15 protein-coding genes and 1 tRNA gene are annotated in these 16970 nt (G+C 66.3%); 3 read left to right on the forward strand and 13 right to left on the reverse strand.

Annotation, left to right across the window (positions count from 1 at the left end; translation table 11 throughout):
- Positions 1-19: 19 nt before the first annotated feature.
- Positions 20-1375, reverse strand: a complete 1356-nt coding sequence (locus E4P29_RS24380) for an AarF/UbiB family protein (protein WP_135047630.1) — start codon at positions 1373-1375, stop codon at positions 20-22.
- Entirely contained in the window at positions 1372-1935 is a 564-nt protein-coding gene (locus tag E4P29_RS24385) for a TetR/AcrR family transcriptional regulator (protein ID WP_209205504.1), read from the reverse strand. The genes E4P29_RS24380 and E4P29_RS24385 overlap by 4 nt, the downstream gene beginning before the upstream one ends.
- Before the next feature lie 161 nt (positions 1936-2096).
- Between E4P29_RS24385 and E4P29_RS24390 the strand changes: the two genes are divergently transcribed.
- Entirely contained in the window at positions 2097-2759 is a 663-nt protein-coding gene (locus E4P29_RS24390; protein WP_135047632.1) for a DUF998 domain-containing protein, read from the forward strand.
- On the opposite strand, the gene E4P29_RS24395 is transcribed toward E4P29_RS24390, so the two are convergent.
- On the reverse strand, positions 2742-3521 hold the full coding sequence (locus E4P29_RS24395) for an enoyl-CoA hydratase-related protein (RefSeq protein ID WP_135047634.1): 780 nt from the start codon (positions 3519-3521) through the stop codon (positions 2742-2744). The genes E4P29_RS24390 and E4P29_RS24395 overlap by 18 nt on opposite strands.
- Before the next feature lie 72 nt (positions 3522-3593).
- Here E4P29_RS24395 and E4P29_RS24400 point away from each other — a divergent pair.
- A tRNA-Met gene (locus E4P29_RS24400) sits at positions 3594-3667 on the forward strand.
- Positions 3668-3740: 73 nt separating this feature from the next.
- On the opposite strand, the gene E4P29_RS24405 is transcribed toward E4P29_RS24400, so the two are convergent.
- The 5 genes from E4P29_RS24405 to E4P29_RS24425 all read right to left on the reverse strand — a co-directional run bounded on the left by E4P29_RS24405 (position 3741) and on the right by E4P29_RS24425 (position 11495).
- Positions 3741-4379: an LON peptidase substrate-binding domain-containing protein gene (locus E4P29_RS24405; protein WP_135047636.1), complete on the reverse strand. Its 639-nt coding sequence runs from the start codon at positions 4377-4379 to the stop codon at positions 3741-3743.
- Positions 4376-5305 (reverse strand): alpha/beta fold hydrolase, encoded by a 930-nt coding sequence (locus E4P29_RS24410; protein ID WP_135047638.1) that lies wholly within the window; start codon positions 5303-5305, stop codon positions 4376-4378. The genes E4P29_RS24405 and E4P29_RS24410 overlap by 4 nt, the downstream gene beginning before the upstream one ends.
- 111 nt (positions 5306-5416) lie before the next feature.
- On the reverse strand, positions 5417-7987 hold the full coding sequence (locus tag E4P29_RS24415) for an alpha/beta fold hydrolase (RefSeq protein ID WP_135047640.1): 2571 nt from the start codon (positions 7985-7987) through the stop codon (positions 5417-5419).
- 182 nt (positions 7988-8169) lie between these two features.
- The gene (locus tag E4P29_RS24420) at positions 8170-10692 is read right to left on the reverse strand and encodes an FtsX-like permease family protein (RefSeq protein WP_135047696.1); all 2523 of its coding nucleotides are present in this window, start codon (positions 10690-10692) and stop codon (positions 8170-8172) included.
- A 68-nt stretch (positions 10693-10760) separates the two neighbouring features.
- Positions 10761-11495 (reverse strand): ABC transporter ATP-binding protein, encoded by a 735-nt coding sequence (locus E4P29_RS24425; RefSeq protein ID WP_135047642.1) that lies wholly within the window; start codon positions 11493-11495, stop codon positions 10761-10763.
- A gap of 75 nt (positions 11496-11570) precedes the next feature.
- Here E4P29_RS24425 and E4P29_RS24430 point away from each other — a divergent pair, with 75 nt between their 5' ends.
- Positions 11571-12335: a deoxyribonuclease IV gene (locus tag E4P29_RS24430; RefSeq protein WP_135047644.1), complete on the forward strand. Its 765-nt coding sequence runs from the start codon at positions 11571-11573 to the stop codon at positions 12333-12335.
- Positions 12336-12347: 12 nt separating this feature from the next.
- Here E4P29_RS24430 and E4P29_RS24435 read toward each other — a convergent pair whose 3' ends face one another.
- The 5 genes from E4P29_RS24435 to E4P29_RS24455 all read right to left on the reverse strand — a co-directional run bounded on the left by E4P29_RS24435 (position 12348) and on the right by E4P29_RS24455 (position 16941).
- Positions 12348-13034, reverse strand: a complete 687-nt coding sequence (locus tag E4P29_RS24435; protein WP_135047646.1) for a hypothetical protein — start codon at positions 13032-13034, stop codon at positions 12348-12350.
- Between the two features lie 56 nt (positions 13035-13090).
- Positions 13091-13615 carry a DUF309 domain-containing protein gene (locus E4P29_RS24440; RefSeq protein ID WP_135047648.1) on the reverse strand — a complete coding sequence of 175 codons (525 nt, stop codon included), beginning with the start codon at positions 13613-13615 and terminating at the stop codon, positions 13091-13093.
- A 54-nt stretch (positions 13616-13669) separates the two neighbouring features.
- Positions 13670-14833 (reverse strand): multidrug effflux MFS transporter, encoded by a 1164-nt coding sequence (locus tag E4P29_RS24445; protein WP_245154468.1) that lies wholly within the window; start codon positions 14831-14833, stop codon positions 13670-13672.
- A 168-nt stretch (positions 14834-15001) separates the two neighbouring features.
- Complete coding sequence (locus E4P29_RS24450; RefSeq protein WP_094651276.1) at positions 15002-15946, reverse strand: aldo/keto reductase; 945 nt, start codon at positions 15944-15946, stop codon at positions 15002-15004.
- Between the two features lie 50 nt (positions 15947-15996).
- On the reverse strand, positions 15997-16941 hold the full coding sequence (locus tag E4P29_RS24455; RefSeq protein WP_245154469.1) for a DNA-3-methyladenine glycosylase 2 family protein: 945 nt from the start codon (positions 16939-16941) through the stop codon (positions 15997-15999).
- Between the last annotated feature and the right edge of the window lie 29 nt (positions 16942-16970).

The raw sequence follows: 16970 nt of genomic DNA on the forward strand, positions 1-16970 counted from the left end.
GGGTGCACGGGCTGCCGGATCACTCCGGCAGCTCGATGCCCCGTGCCTCGGACAGCGCCGCGATCTCGGCGGGAAAGACGTTCTTGAACACGAACGGGTCGGTGCCCAAAGCCCAGTTCGGTGCGAGTTCGATGGCGTACCTCTCGAAGTAGCCGAGCTGCTTGGCTACCAGGATCAGTTCCTCGGGGCTGGACGTCTTGTACTGCTTGCCCATGCCGACCAAGGCTCGGATGAAGTCCGCCAGGCTGAAGTGGGCGAGGGTGGTCGAGAGCATCGGCGCGAACACCGACTGCAGAATCGCGCCGACCTCGGCGTCCGAACCCATCTGCGGGGCAACGATTCCCAGGCGTTTGACGGTACCGGCGAGGCGAGTGAAGTCGCCGTCGATGACCGTGGCGTGGAAGAGGTCGAGCAACAACGCGCGCCACTGCTCGTCCACCTCGCCCATGACGCCGAAGTCCAGAAAGGCGACTCTGCCGTCGTCGAGCACCCAGACGTTTCCCGCGTGCACGTCGCCGTGGAACAGGCCGTGCAGGACCAGGGCTTCCATCCAGACCTTGGCGGCACGGCGAACGATCAGCTCCGATTGCTGACCGGGCCGGTACCGATCCAGCGGCGAGCCGTGCATGCGTTCCATGCAGATCACGCGGCCACCGCAGTAGTCGAGAAACACCTCGGGTGCGGTGACGTACTTGTTGTCGCCGAATGCCCCGATTGCGCTGCGAAAGCTGTGCTGGCGCTTGGCTTCCACTGCGCTGTCGAGTTCTGCGAACGTCGCGGCGTGCAGGTCGACGATGATGGCCGACGCGTTGGCCGTGGCGAAGAACGGAATGAACTTCTCGAGACCGCGCGCGATGAGATACGCGATTCGCAGGTCGATCTTCATGCGGTGGTAGATGCCTCGCCGCTGCACCTTCATGACCACTTCGCGGCCGTCGTCGCGGCGCACACACAGGTGCACCTGGGCGACCGACGCCGACGAGAGAGGTACGTCGTCGAACGAGGAGAACAACTCGTCGACGCTCCGGCCCAGGTCTGCCTCGATCACCGCGCGGGCCTGCGACCCGGGAAACGGCGGCACCTCGTCCAGGCATCGCAGACAGGTGTCGGCGAGGACCTTGGGAAACAGTCCGGGCGACGAACCCATCAGTTGCCCCACCTTGACGAAGGTGGGGCCGAGCACGAAGAACGCGTCGACGACGGCCTTGGAGGCGTGAACCGGCCAGCCGCGCCGCGGCGCACGAACCCAGCGGCCGATGGCGATGAACTGAAAGTACGTCAGCACCGATCCGATCACGATGAGTCGCAACAACTCTCGTATCCCGAAGGTCTTCAGCTCGGGTGCCGGCTTCGGCGTCGTGTCGTCAGGTGTCATGCGTGCACTCCCGCCGACACGCGTGCGGCCGAGGCTTCGAGTCGAGCTAGCACCCGGTCGAATCGTGTGGCATCGTCGAAAGCCCTCGCCAGCACCAACGCCCCCTGGATTCCGGCCACGATCTCTTCGGCCAGCTCGGCCGCCGAGTCGCCGTGTCCGAGCCGCTGCAGCACCGGAGTGAGTGCCTCGATCCACTGGGTGAAATGCGCGGCGACGCGGCTGGAGAAAGTGGCACGCTCGAGCCCGAGCGTGAACGCGCCGAACAGGCATACCAGGCGATTGGACCGAAAATAGCGGGCGGTCTGCTCGAACATGTCGTGGGTGGTCGACGCCGCGTCGTCTCCGTGCCGCAGCGGCTCGAAGACGTTGTGGTGGAACCACAGCTCGACGTCGTCGAAGACTGCCTCGGCCATTTCCTGCTTTCCCCGCGGAAAGTAATGGTAGAGACTGCCTTTTCCGAGTCCGGTGCATCTGCTGATGACCGCGAGGGACGACCCGTCGAACCCATGGTCGCGGAACACTCCTGCGAGTATCGGCACCACGTCGTGGCGATCGCTCATGAGCCGGTACTGTACCAATCGGTACAAGCCCGGTGCATCGGGGTGGCCGGAGTGGAGCCTGCGGAATGACCCAGCTCTCCGGAGTGGAGCCTGCGGAATGACCCAGCTCTCCGGAGTGGAGCCTGCGGAATGACCCAGCTCTCCGGAGTGGAGCCTGCGGAATGACCCAGCTCTCCGGAGTGGAGCCTGCGGTGAATACTGCAGTGGTGAAGCGATCCACAGTTCTGGCCGCCGCGGCGTTTCTCGTCGGTGGGTGTACCTATCTCGCTGCCGAAGCGATTTCGGCGCGTGGCTGGACCGACCGACCGTACAGCTACGCGCGCAACAACATCAGTGACCTCGGCATCCCTGATCTGTCGCCGCTGCATACGGTGATGAATGCCGGCTTCGTGGTGGACGGGGCTCTGTTCGCCTTGGCGGGTCTGGGGCTGTCGGTGTTGTTCGAGGGGCGAGCTCGCCGGCTCGTGGCAGGTACGTCCCTCGTGCACGGGGTCGGCAGCATCGTCGTCGGGCTGGCGCACGCGTCGGTGAACGGGGCCTCGGCGTCGCATGCGGTCGGTGCCGGGATGGCGATCGTCGGCGGAAACCTCGTCCTGCTCACGGCCGCACGGTACGGCGGACGCGTCGGCGCACCTCGCTGGTACACGACGGCCAGTGCTGCGGCCGGTGTTGCGGGGCTGGCCGGTTTCGCACTGTTTCTCGCCGACACCGGCATCCTCGGCGGCGGAGCGTTCGAGCGGATTTCCGTCTACACCATCATCGGATGGGAGATCGTCACCGGCGCAGCACTTCTCGCGCGGGCCCGGCTATCGAAAGTTCGGTGACTCCTTGGCGAGGAAAGCCCGTACGCCTTCTCGGCCGTCGGCCGAATCGAAGGCTTCCTCGAACACCGGCAGTGCGCGTCGTGCCGGTTCGTGTGGTGACTGCCCGAACGTGAGCGCGAGAGCTCGTTTGTTCGCGTGCACGGCCGATCGGGACTTCGCGGCCAGCACGTGTGCCAGGTCCAGTGCCACCGACAAGGACCCACCGCGTGGAGCCACCCGGTTGATCAGACCCCATTCCAGAGCTGTCTCGGCAGAGATGGGCTCGCCGAGCAGTACGAGTTCGGCTGCGCGCGACTGACCCACGCGCCGCAACGCCCGCATGGTTCCGCCACTGCTGGGGACGAGCCCGAGATCGATCTCGGGCAAGCCGAGGCGGGCACCTGCGTCGGCGACGACGAGATCGCAGCACAGCGCCATCTCGAGCCCGCCGCCCAGGGCGAACCCGTCGATGGCTGCGACCGTCGGGAGCGGTAGGTCGGCCAGTAATTCGAGGGTCGCGTTCTCGACGTTGCTCTTACGTTCGAGGACGTCGCCTGCCGCCTGCATCGCGGGCATTTCGGAGATGTCCGAACCGGCACTGAACACCCGGTCGCCGGTCAGCACGACGGCCCGGACGGAGGAGTTCTCGGACAGCTCGCGAAGCATCGCCCGCAGACGGCGCGTCGCAGGCTGGGTCAGGGCGTTCACCGGGGGGTTGCTCAGCGTGATCTGTGCGACGGCCTGGTGTGGAAAGGACAGGACGGGTGACGACTCGGTGGGCATGAAAGAACCGTAGAGCGTTGACCTGGCGATTGGGAGTCTGCCACGACGGCATGTACCGTGGGTATCACCCGACGCGGGGTGGAGCAGCTCGGTAGCTCGCTGGGCTCATAACCCAGAGGTCGCAGGTTCAAATCCTGTCCCCGCTACTACGAAGATCAGGCCCGGCACCGATGGTGCTGGGCCTGATCTCTTTTCTGGGTTGGCCTGGTCCCGGTCTCGTCAGGGCTGAAGCCTGAATTGCACGACAGCGGTGACGTTTTCGATCGCATCGTCGAGCGCCTTCAATCGCGACGGGGCGTCCGGTGCCGACAGGATGTCGAGTCGGTCGGACTGGCCCATCGGGATCAACGAGGCCAGCGACCAGATCTTCTCGGCGGCCGAGATCGGCAGGCTCAAGAAGTCCGGCACACCCGGTGTCACGATGTTCTCCGAGGATTCGAGCCGACCGATCATCTCGTACAGATCCTCTACCTTGGCCCAGGTGGCGGCGAACTGTGTGTCGGCGATGACGGCATCGACGTCTGCGTCGGGCCAAGCGCGGACGTCGGCCAGTGGATAGGGGTCGTCCGGGAGCCATGCGTCGATGCGGATCCGTTCACCGCCGACGCATTCGAGCAGATACCTGCCGTCTCCGATGGCCTCGTGACCGATGATGTGGGCGATCGTCGCCACATCGTGTCGGACGTCGCCGCCGCCTGCCTCGTGCCCCCGGGCAATGAGAACGACGCCGAAACGGGGATCGTCCATCTTCAGACAGTCCTGTACCAGTGCCTGGTATCGAGGCTCGAAGATGTGCAACGGGAGACGTTCGCCCGGCAGCAACACGCTGCCGAGCGGGAACATCGGGATGACGCTCACGGGCGCTGCAACGGCATGACTGCCGGGGTGATCTCCGTCGGCGCGCCGGTGTCCGCGTCGCTCGAGTCGGTGAGATTGGCGGCCAAGAACTCGTCCAGCAGCCGGAAGAAGAAGTCCGGCTCGTCGAGCTGCGGGAAGTGGCCGGCGTCGGGAAAGATCTCGACGCGACTGTTGGGTACCTCGCGTCGGATGTTGTCCGCATGCTTGGCGGGAATCATGCGGTCCTTGCCGCCCCAGATCAGCAGCGAGGGAATGGACTCGAACTTCTCGAAATGCTGCTTGGCACTGACGGTTTGGCCGCGAGGACCCACGACGGCCCGCGTCGACGCCAGAAATGCCTCCCGCGTCGACCGGTCTGCGACCGATCGGAACGAGCGCCACGTCTCGGCCATGCTGGGGCCGGGCTCTACCGGAACCCCCCACTTGCCCAGTTGAGCCAGCACACCTTCGGTGTTCCTGCGGAACCAATCCGAGGCCAACATCGGAAGCACCAGTTCGCTGCCGGGTAGCGTCGCGGCCTTGAGTAGCAGGCTCACCTCCGGGCCGAGTCCACCGCTGCTGACCAGCACGAGGCGATCGACCCGTTCGGGAAAGAGGTACGTCATCTGCATGACGATGCCGCCGCCGAGCGAGTGGCCGACCAGTGGTGCCGAGTCGATGTTCAGGTACTCCATCAGGTCGCGGATGGTGGCCGCGTGCGAACTGAGCGAATAGTCTCCGGACGGTTTGTCGGAATCACCGTGCCCGAACAGGTCGGGTGCGATCACCCGATACTCGGCCGACAGCCGCTCGATCTGCGGGCCCCAGGACTTGTGCGATCCGAGCAGCCCGTGGACGAGAATCACGGGCGGCCCGTCGCCGACGTCGACGTACCGCAAGACGTCCTTGTGTAGTTCCACCGACTGCAGTTCGTACGATGCGCTCATGGTCGACCTCCCTGTCTCGGTTCGGGCCGGTGGCTCGGCTGATTAGCCGTCCGGCACAAACGTACAAGCTGTGCCGCCACCGCGACAGGCCATCGCGGTCGATATTCCAGGTCAGCGCGCGTTGTCGACGGTGTCGTCGATGATCTCGGCCAGTTCCTTCGCCATCGGCCCGCGCAACATGTTCGCGTGGTGGCCGGTGATATCGACGAATGTCAGCTCGCCGTGAGCGACTGCTCGCCACGACCGGAGGTCCATGACGTTCTCGGTGGTGCGAACCACAGTCATCGACCCCGACCACGGAGTCGGCACATGCTTGTTCAACGCCACGTACCCGATGCTCGCGAACACCAACCATTCCATGGTCGTCGGATACCGCAGCAGCCCAGCGAATTGCATACGCAGCCACAGCGCGGCCGTACCGACACGACCCAGATGGAAGCCGGCATCTTCTCTGGTCGGTGCAGGCGGCGCTGCCGGGACAGACGTCCCCCCGGGAAGCCGGTCGAGGAGATGACGGAACAGTCGGGTGTCCAGGAGTAGCAGATGCGGGGTACCGACGCCGGAATCCCTGATCCTCTCTGCCATCGCGATGGCGATCCAGCCGCCGAGCGAGTGGCCGACGAGATGGAACGGGCCGTCGGGGGCCACCGTGCGGATCGCGTCGACATACCGTGACGCGGTGGCTCTGATGGTCCGGTCCGGTCGCCCGCGTTTGCCTCGGCCGTGTGCCTGCAGGGCATACACGGGACGGTCGGCGTCGAGGTGCTTGACCAGATCGAGAAACGCCATCGCGCCCACGCCGGCACCACCGATCAGGAAGATCGGAGCTCCGGTACCCCCGGTGCGCAGCGGGACCAGAACGTCGTGGACACCGGACGAGCGCCGACGTGCGGCGGCGGCGTCGCGAAGCCGAGCGTCGACGGTGGTCGCCAGCGTTCGCACGGTGGTCGACGCGAACACGTCCTGCGGATCGAGTTCGATCTTCAGGTTCTCGCGCAATTGGGCGAGCATCGCCGTCATGGTCAGCGAGTTGCCACCGAGTTCGAGGAAATCCTCGTCCCGCCCGATGGCGTCCAGTCCGAGTGCAGTGCGAGCGGACTCCGCGACGATGTATTCGGTGGGGCCGACCGCGGTGCGTTCGACGCGTCGGTCGGACGGCTCGGGCAGTGCTCTGCGGTCGATCTTGCCGCGTTCGTTGCGGGGCATGGCGTCGAGCGCGACGATGTGGGTGGGCACCATCCATTCCGGCAGGGTTCGGCGCAGGGCGGCCCTGATGTCGGCCTGGCTCGCCCGGACGGTGCGGTCGGAGCAGATGTAGGCGACGAGGTCGGTATCGGCTCCGGATCTCCTACCGATCACCACGGCATCGTCGATGTTCGGGAGCGCGCGCAGTGCCGCCTCCACCTCGGCCGGTTCGACGAGGTAGCCGCGTACCTTGACTGCGTCGTCGATGCGCCCGGCGAGCTGCAATGTTCCGTCCTGATCGAACCGGCCCAAGTCGCCGGTGCGATAGCGGAACAGGCCGTCGCCGAGGGCAGCGAATTTCTCCGACTCCACGCCGACATCCTCGAGATAGCCGTCGGCCAAGCAGGCCGACGTGACCCGTACCTCGCCGATGACGTCGGGTTCGCACGGGGAGCCGTCGGCGGCGACGACCTCGACGAGTTTTCCCGCGACGGGAGTGCCCGCGGGCAGAAAGCCGGACGGTAGCGCACTGCCGACGGGGTACTCGCTGAACGCGACGGCCCCGGCCTCGGTGGTCGCGTACCAATTCACGAGTGTGGCTCGGTTGTCGGAAGCCAGGCGGAAGCGGCGCGCGTCGTCCGCGTGCAGAGATTCTCCGTACGTGGTGACGACGCGCAGCGTGGGTACGGTGACCTGGCCCGCGACGGCGCGTAGCAGCGACGACGAGCAGTGCAGCGTGGTCAGCGAATGCTCCGCTACCCACTCTGCGATGCTGCCGACCGTGCCCGATCGAGGGTCGCGGCAGTGGACGGTGGCACCGCTGAGCAGCCCGGCGAACAAAGTGTTCAGGCCCGCGCCGAAACTGACCGGAAGGGCATCGCCGACGCGATCGTGGGTGCCCAACCCCAGCGCGGTCGACACCTCGTACGCCTTGGTCAGGCACATGCGATGACTGAGTACGACGCCCTTGGGCGTACCCGTGGATCCGGACGTGTAGTTGATCACCGCGGTGTGGCCGCCCGAGACCGTCGGCAGTGGAACGCAGGAATCGACCGCCGCGTCGACGGCCGCCGCGTGCAGGATCGAGGCCCTCGCCTGTTCGACGATGCGGTCGCGGCGCTCGGGGGGTAGTTGCGGATCCAGCGGAACCAACGGATGGCCTGCGGCGATGACGGCCAGCATCAGGACGATCGAGTCGACCGACGTGTCCGCCTCGACGGCAAGGGGCCGATGATCCGACGGGCGCAGGGCAGCAATCTTGCGAGCCTGCGAGTACACGCGATGCAGCAGCTGGTCGAAAGTCAATGACGTCCCCGCCGCGTGCAACGCGGCCGCATCCGGCATGGCGTGGGCTACCTCGCGGTAGCGCGCCATCAGCGTGTCGCGGCCGTCGGGACGACACAGTGGGGCGAGCGCGGATCGCGTCGGCACAGCTCGACTCGACACAGATCCCGTCGGCACAGATCGGGTCGGCGCGTAGGCGTCCTGAATCGTCATGATTCTCCTTGCACGAGCCCGACCCGCGAGGCAAAGGTTCGTTTGCGGTACCCAAACCTACTTGAAGACTGTTTTACCACCCCTAAAGTAGACGCGGGTCGTCTTTCGGCGCAAGCCGAAAACCGGACATTTCGTAACGAACGGGTGTCGTTACGAAATGCCCGGTGTCGGGGCGACCCTGATCAGAGGTCGGCTATCGCCTCGAGCGGTTTGGTGCGCGCGGCCCGAACGGCAGGCCACAGAGCGGCCAGCACCCCGACCACCGCGGACCCGAGAAGCATCGCGACGACCTGCCCCCAGGGCACCGTCATGACACCCAGGCCCTCGTCGCGCAGGGTCTGGACGAAGCCCCAACCGAACGCGATGCCGAGGGCGACGCCGACGATGGCACCGAACAGTGCGATGAGCAGCGACTCGAGGTAGATGATGCGGCGCACCTGCGGTCGTTGCATTCCGATCGCCCTGAGCATGCCGATCTCGCGTCGGCGTTCGACGACCGACAGGGCGAGGGTGTTGACGATGCCCAGTACCGCAATGACCACGGCCAGGGCGAGCAGTCCGTACAGCACCGCGAGCAGAGTGTCGATCTGCTGACCTTGGCTGCCCTTGAACTCTTCGACGTCCTGAACCTGCACCACCACGGACGGTTTGGTCGCGGCCTCGAGGTCGGTGCGCAACGTACCGAGGTCGGTTCCGGGCGCGGCTTTGACGAGGACGAACAAATCCGATCGAGTGATGGACGGCGTCACCTTCTCGTAGATGTCGCCCGAGACGATCCAACTGCCGATCAGTGGGTTGTCGGTGAACACACCGGTGACGGTGACGGGAACCGAAGCTCCGTCGACGGAGTCGAACACGACCTGGGTGCCGATGTCCCAGCCCTTGGTGGACGCTTCGGTCTCGGACACCGAGAAGCCGTTGCTCTCGAGGTCTGCGGTGCCCCGAACCATGGACAGGTCGAGCAGTCCTTCCGGGGAGCCGTCGATGGCAGCGCCGAATTCCTCCTCGCCGGCGATCGTGACGAATACCGGGTGCAGCACAGCGGTTCGTTCCACTCCGTCGACCTGTTGTGCGGCTGCCGTGGCTCCGGCCGGGACACCGATCGACTGTGGACCGGACAGGATGTAGTCGGCTTCGACGCCGGTGTCGACGAGCGAATCGACACTTGCCTTCGCCGTGGACCCGAGTACCCCGATGACGGTGACGAGCATGAGGCCGAGCATCAACGCGAATGCGGTGGCTGCCGTGCGGCGCGGATTGCGCACCGAGTTGGTTCTGGCCAAGCGACCGATGGCACCGAACGGCCGGGTGAGGACGGCCCCGAGCGCTCCCACGACGGGCCGAGACAACGACGGTGCGGCCAGGGCCGTGGCCACGATCGCCGCCACTGCGCCGACGCCGACGGTCGCAGCGGCAGCGCCGCCGGTCGACTGAGCGCCGATGACTATTGCTGCCGCTCCGGCGATGCCCAGTCCGACGCCGACGAACGTGCGAGTTCGCAGGGTGTCGCCGGCGGACGCGAACTCCTCGCGCATTGCCGCCACCGGTGGAATCTTGGCTGCTCGCCGCGCCGGTGCGTAGGCGCTGAGGACGGTGACGACGATGCCCACCGCGAAGGCGACGACGACGGTGCGTGGTTCGAGGGCGAGGGGGCCCGACGGCAGCCCCAGGTCGAAGGCATTGAGCAGAGCGCGCAATCCGTACGCCAGTCCCACGCCGCCGGCGAAGCCCAGCACACTTCCGATGACGCCGACGACGATCGCTTCGAGTACGACCGACCGACTGACCTGCCCGCGGCTGGCTCCGATGGCGCGCAGCAGTGCCAGTTCGCGTACCCGCTGAGCGACGATCATCGAGAACGTGTTGTAGATGATGAACGTGCCGACGAGCAGTGCAATGGCGCCGAACGCGAGCAGGAAGTACGTGATGAACGACAGTGCCGACTCGACCTCGGCCTTGGTTTCGGCCTGGACGTCGGCAGCGGTCTGCACCTTCAGATCCGGAAACGCGGCGGCGATCTCGTCCCTGAGGTCGCTCTGCGTCTTACCCTGCGCGGCGAGATCGTTGCCCGCGACGTCGATGTACTGCACGTGCGCACCGTCGGTGAACAACTCGTTCGCCTGACTCTGCACAAACTGAATCCCGATGAATCCACCGGATTCCGTTGCAGTGGAATAGATTCCGGAGACAGTGATGTCGGTGATCCCCTTGGAGGGCACGAGTACCTGGGTCGCGTCGCCCACCTTCAGGCCCGCTCGATCGGCGCCACCTGCGTTGATCGCGACCTGGCCGGGCGCGGTGGGGGCGGAGCCGGAAACGAATGTCGCCGGATCACCGAGCCGCTGCTCGTCCGGCAGGTAGGACTCGCCGATCGTCGGTGCTCCGCCGGATTGCACTGCAGCACCGTCTTTACCCAGCAGAACGAGTTGTCCTCCCACATACGGGGAGACGGCACGCACGCCGGGAAGCGCGGAGATGGCGGCGATGTCCTCGCTGGGTACTCCGCTCGATCGCGAGTCCTCGGGGGCGACTCGAACATCGGCTCCCTGTGCGGTGTCGGCGAACAGTGACGAGAACGTGCGCTGCAGCGTGTCGGTGAAGACGAACGAGCCTGCGACGAAAGCAGTTCCGAGTACGACGGAGAGAACCGTCAGTGCCAGCCGAACCTTGTGGGCGGCAAGGTTTCGCAGCGACACCTTACGCATGGGGTTGCCCGACGCGGCCCGCGTCGGGGCCTTGTCGGGATTCGATTTCTTGGCGACCGAGTGCGACATCAGCGGACCGTTTCCAGCTTCTTCATGCGCTCGAGGACGGCGTCGGCGGTGGGCGACACCAGTTGATCGATGACGGCTCCGTCGGCCAGGAACACGACGCGGTCGGCGTAGCTGGCCGCTCGTGGGTCGTGGGTGACGATCACGACGGTCTGGTCGAATTCGTCTGCGGCCGTGCGCAGAATCGACAGCACCTCACCGGACGAACGAGAGTCCAGGTTGCCCGTCGGCTCGTCGCCGAACACGATGTCGGGTCGACCGGCCAGTGCGCGAGCGCACGCCACGCGCTGTTGCTGCCCACCCGAGAGTTCGCTCGGGCGATGGTCGAGGCGATCGCGCAGGCCCAGTCGGTCGACGACGGTGTCGAGCCACTGCTTGTCCGGAGTGCGTCCGGCGATGTCGAGTGGCAGAGTGATGTTCTCGAGTGCGGTCAGGGTGGGCACCAGATTGAAGGCCTGGAACACGAAACCGATTCGGTCCCTTCGTAACCCGGTCATCTCCTTGTCTGACAACGCCGTCAGCTCGGTGTCGCCGATCGTGACCGTGCCCGAGGACGCCGTGTCCAGCCCGGCCAGGCAATGCATCAGCGTGGATTTGCCCGAGCCGGACGGGCCCATGATGGCGGTGAATTCTCCGCGGGCGAACTCGACGGTCACCCCGGACAGTGCGTGCACCTGGGTGTCGCCGGAACCGTAGACCTTCGATACGTCGACCGCACGTGCGGCAATGTCGCTCATGGGTGCCAGTGTTTCAGTGTTCGGGCCCGGTCGCTATCAGGGGAGACCCTGAACTGGACCCCTATGATGGGCGTCATGCGCATCGGAGCACATGTCCGCGACAGCAGCGACCCTCTGGGCACGGCCGAGACGCTCGGCGTCGACCTGGTTCAGATGTTTCTGACGGATCCGCAGAAGTGGAACAAGCTCACCCCGCACCCCCAAGGTGAGGCTCTGTTGGCCGGCGACGTCGATGTGGTGGTGCACTCGTCCTATGTTCTGAACGTGGCGAGCCTGAACAATCGCATTCGAATCCCGTCCCGCAAGGCGGTCGTCGAACAGGCCGCAGCAGCTGCCGAGATCGGGGCCATCGGTTTGGTGGTGCACGGCGGTCACGTCCGAGAGGGCGAGGACACCGCGAAGGGAATCGACAACTGGCGCAAGCTGTTCGAGCGTCAGGCCGAGCAGGGTGGTTTCGGCGTACCGATCTTCGTCGAGAACACTGCCGGCGGTGACTCGGCGATGGCGAGGCGCTTCGACGACATCGCGCGGTTGTGGGACGCGATCGGGGAGTTCGGTGCCGGTTTCTGTCTCGACACCTGCCATGCGTGGGCCGGCGGCGAAGACCTGATCGACGTGGTCGATCGCATCAAGGCCATCACCGGACGCATCGACCTGGTGCATCTGAACAATTCACGCGACGAGTTCGACTCTGCCCGCGACCGGCACGCGAACCTGGGCACCGGAACCATCGACGCAGACATTCTGACGGCCGTCGCGCTCGCGGCCGATGCACCGGTGATCCTCGAAACTCCGGCCGAGGGAATCGACGACGACGTGCGGCTGCTCAAAAGCCTGTAGCGGATCCGGCGGTCAGGAGGAAGCGGTCGTCAGCTCGGTGGTCGCCGCGGCCCACAGTCGGACCAGTTCGTCCATGCCCTCGATGCCGGCGGACCAGGTGACTCGGGCCGACACCGGACCGGATCCGGTCACGTCGATCGCGATGTCGATGGCGTACTCGTCATGGTTGGCGTCGGCTTCGGGTGCGCCACGGCGGAACAGAATCTGCGCTCCCGGGCGGCAGGCCAGCGCCGGGTAGTTGCGGGTCAGCGGGTAGTCGCGGCCACCGTGAGGTGCCGAGTCCAGCCGTCTGCAGACGTCGTCGACGAGGTACGCGCCGCGAGCGGGTTCGGTGAGGGCGTCGACCGGAACGGCGGGGAGCCGGACGGGATGGACGAATCCGGTGTCGTCGACGTCGATATCGACCAGGACGCCCGACGACGAGCCGCGGCGGTTGTCTCGTTGCCACGTGGACACCGCAGATCCGAGGGCGGCGAGCAGTCGAGCGTCGAGCCGATGCGTGTTCGCGGGAACGGGCAGCGTGACCGTGGTGCGATCACGGAGCGGGGACGGCGTGACCTGCAGCGGACGCTCGGCCGGGGTCAGGACAGCGACCCAGTAAGGAACCTGTTCGGCGACCTCCGTGCAGAAGGTACGTCCGAGCTGAGCTGGGCTGATCGTCTCGCGATGGGCGAGTTTCAGCGGTGCGAACACGGTCACGCCGAGGAACCCCACTTCCGGTGAAGATTGTCCTAGCCTTACCTAATTCCCTCAGGCTAGCTCGAGCCCGACTCGGGTGCCAGGACGCCCCCGTCGGTTCCCGGCTGCACCGCCCGGCGCAACGTGGGAACCCCAGGTGAGGTCGGTAGCGTTCCCGTCTCCAGGTCCTCGAGCAGATCCTCGGACCAGCCGAGCAGACCCGTCACATCGATCCGGTGTGGGGACTCGACCTCGTAACCGATCAGGCGGTCGTGTCCTTGGCGGAGCAGCGAACCGGCACCTACGCGGTTTCCTCGCATCAGGTGCGTCAATCCGACGGCCAGTTGCGCGAGGCCCTGCCACAGCTCGCGTTCGTCCGGGACGCAGCTCTTCCACGTGCCCTCGAGTACCTCGTGGGCGTGAAACGGCATGCGTGCGTCCAGGAATCGTTGCGCTTCGGTGAGCGCCGCGTCAGGCGGAAGACGTAGGTCGTCGGGAACCCGGGGTGTTCCGGTACCGCCGCGTGCGAGGGGGCGACCGAGGCCGTCGCGCGGCCGGGCGTTGAGGGGCTTGCCCTGCGGGTCGCGTTCGCGTTCGGCCATGGCGGTCACCCTAGTGGGGTGACCGCCATGGCCCATACGATGACGCGGGTGGGGTCATCGACGTGCGGACAGGACGGTGACCGACCCGAGCGCGATCAGCGCTGCCGCCGAGGTGGCGACCATCGTCGTCGAGACGGCGATCGCGTCGTTGCCCAGTGCACCGACGATGGGTGCGACGATCGCCCCGAGTCCGAACTGCGCGGCACCGAGTAGTGCAGCTGCGCCGCCTGCCGCTTCACCGTGGCGGGACAGCGCCAGCGCGGGTGCGTTGGGCATGACGAACCCGACGGCCCCGAGTACGAACCACAGCGGGACGACGAAACCTGCCATCCCGCCGACCCCGGTGACCGCCAGGATCACCATGACTGCGCCGGCGACGACGCCGAAGGACAGCGCCGACAGGACGATCTGCACCGGCGCGAAGCGTCCCAGCAGCATGACGTTGAGCTGAGATGCACCGATCAGAGAGATCGCACCTGCCGCGAAGACGATGGCGAATTGCTGCTCGTCGAGGCCGAACTCCTCCTGGAGGACGAACGACGAGCCGGCGACGTACGCGAAGAGCGCCGACATGGCCAGGGCAGCGACCAAAACGAGGACGACGAACTGCGTGTCACGCAACAGTGATCGGTAGGTCCGCAGCACGGGCATGACACCACTGGCCCGACGACGCTCGGGCGGCAGGGACTCGCGTAGCGACACGATTGCCAGCGTCATCAACGCAACGCCGATGATAGCCAACGCGGCGAACACCAGCCGCCACGAGCCGACCAGAAGAACCGCACCGCCGAGCGACGGTGCCAGCACCGGAGCGACGCCCATGACGAGCATCAGGCGTGACAGGACGGTTGCAGCGGCGCGCCCGCTGAACAGATCTCGGACGATGGCCATGGCGACCACCGCAGCAGCAGCGGCACCGAGACCCTGAATCACGCGCAGGCCGCCGAGTACGGCGATGTTGGGTGCGACGATGCAGGCGAGCGAGGCCAGGATGTGCACTCCGGTGCCCACGATGAGAGGCAGACGTCGACCGACGATGTCGGACAGCGGTCCGATGACCAGCTGGCCCAGTGCGAGGCCGACCAACGTACCCGCGAGAGTGAGCTGCACTGCCGACGACGGGGTGTTCAGATCCTCGGCGATGGCAGGAAGCGCCGGCAGGTACATGTCGATGGTCAAGGGACCGAGGGCGATGAGCGCGCCGAGTACGAGGATCACCCGGAGGCGCTCGCGTGACGTCGGCTCGGTTGTGGGAGCCGACGTGCTGCTCTCGCGCGTGTCGGTTACCTGCGCGCTGGTTACGGACGTGTTCGATGCTGGGGCCACCCGAAAGTCAGCAGCGCAGGGGTTGATTCTGTTCCCGTTACCGATGACAACTTTCGTGTTCTATGCCACGGCGTCGGACAGTCCGGTGAGCGTGTCCACCTCGTGGCTGGTCAGACGCAGTGTCGGCGCGTCGAGCAGAGCCGGTACCTGAGCGAGCGAGCTCGCGCTCGCGATCGGTGCGGTGATGCCCGGTCGAGCGAGCAACCAGGCGAGAGCCACACTCGACAGCTCGGCCGAGCGGGAGTCGGCGATCTCCTGCAGACCCTGCACCACAGCCAGGCCCGCGTCGGAGAAGTAGCCCGTCGTCAGTCGCTCGCGCTGAGTACCGGCCAGATCCTCCCGGGTGCGGTACTTACCCGTCAGGAAGCCGGCGGCGAGGGAGAAGTACGGAAACACGCCGAGGCCGTTGTCGACGGCGAGGGCTTGCAGTTCACCCTCGTAGTCGCGACGGGCAACGAGGTTGTAGTGCGGTTGCAGTGCGATCGGTGCCGCGAAACCGTTGTCCTTCGCCAGGCCCAGCCACTCGCGGACCCGAGCGGGGGAGTAGTTCGAGATGGCGACGTGCCGAACTTTTCCTGCTCGGACCAGGTCGTCGAACGCGGCCAGGGACTCGACCAACGGGGTCTTGTCGTCGTCGTAGTGCGCGTAGTAGACGTCGATGTGATCGGTCTGCAGCCTGGCCAGGGATGCATCGGCTGCGGCCCGAATGTTGTCGGGTGCCAGACCGCGGAACTCGGGATGCTGGCTCACCTTGGTCGCGAGCACGACGTCGTCACGGTTGCCGCGGGCCGTCATCCACTTGCCGATGATCGTCTCGGATTCGCCGCCGGAGTTGCCGTCGGCGAACGCCGAGTACGAGTCGGCCGTGTCGACGAAGTTGCCACCTCCTGCGGTGAACGCGTCCAGGATGTCGAAGGACGTGTCCTCGTCGCTGGTCCAGCCGAAGGTGTTCCCGCCGAGGGCAAGCGGAAAGATGTCCAGATCGGACGTGCCGATAGCAACCACGAACTACTCCTTAGGTCGGCGAACAACTCGACTGTACGAGTAGGCGGGGATCAGTGCCAGGTGTGGTCCACGAGCGCGGTCCGTGGCCCGAACTTCGGCTTGGTCGCCTTACCGCTGAGATACAGCAACCGAATCGCGCGATGACGATGCGGTGCCAGGGGCTGCAGATACTCGACCATCTCCGCGTCGTCGATCGGTCTACCCAACAGCGACCACCCCACCACTGCCGCCAGGTGGTAATCGCCCACCGACAACGCGTCGGGATCCCCCAGGGCGCGTTGCGCGGTCTCGGCCGCGGTCCAGATGCCGACGCCCGGGATCGCGCGCAGCCTGCGTTGCGCATCCTCGGGTGTCATCGTCGACGCCTCCTCCAGGCGTCCGGCTGAACGCGCGGCGCGGACGATGGTCTTCGACCGGGCCGGGTCGACGTTGGCGCGGTGGTAGTCCCAGGACGGGATGCGCCGCCACACGTCGGCGGTGGGGAACACGAACATCGTCTTCGGGGTCGGGCCCGGTGCGGGGTCGCCGAACTTGCTCACCAGGTATCGCCACGAGCCGAACGCCGAAATGCCGTGTACGCGTTGCTCGATGATCGCCGGTATCAGGGCCTCGAGCACCAGCCCGGTACGGCCGAGGCGCAGGTGCGGAAGTTGTCTGTGTGCCTCGCGCAGAATCGGATGCTCGGGAGCGAAACTCGAGGCGTCGTCGTCCCGGCCGAGCAGAGCCGGGGCAGCGTCGAGCAGTTCGTCGGCACCGGGTCCCCAAGCTCGCACCATGACGCTGCTCGGTGAGGCCTGCACCGATCGGTACGTGACCGGGCCGGAGTTCATGCGCGACGTCCACCACACGGCACCGTCCGGCGTGGACTCGTAGGTGGGGTCGCCGCGGCCCCGACGCAGCGGTGACAGGGACATTCGGATGTCGACGCGCTGCTCGAAGTCGACGAGGCGGGTGACGCCGTGATCGGTAGGGCCGGAGGAGGCGTTCTCGGTCATCGTTCGGGTCACCTCCGTCGCAGTCGTGG

Source organism: Rhodococcus sp. 1R11 (genome assembly GCF_004563845.1).
Taxonomy (GTDB): domain Bacteria; phylum Actinomycetota; class Actinomycetes; order Mycobacteriales; family Mycobacteriaceae; genus Rhodococcoides.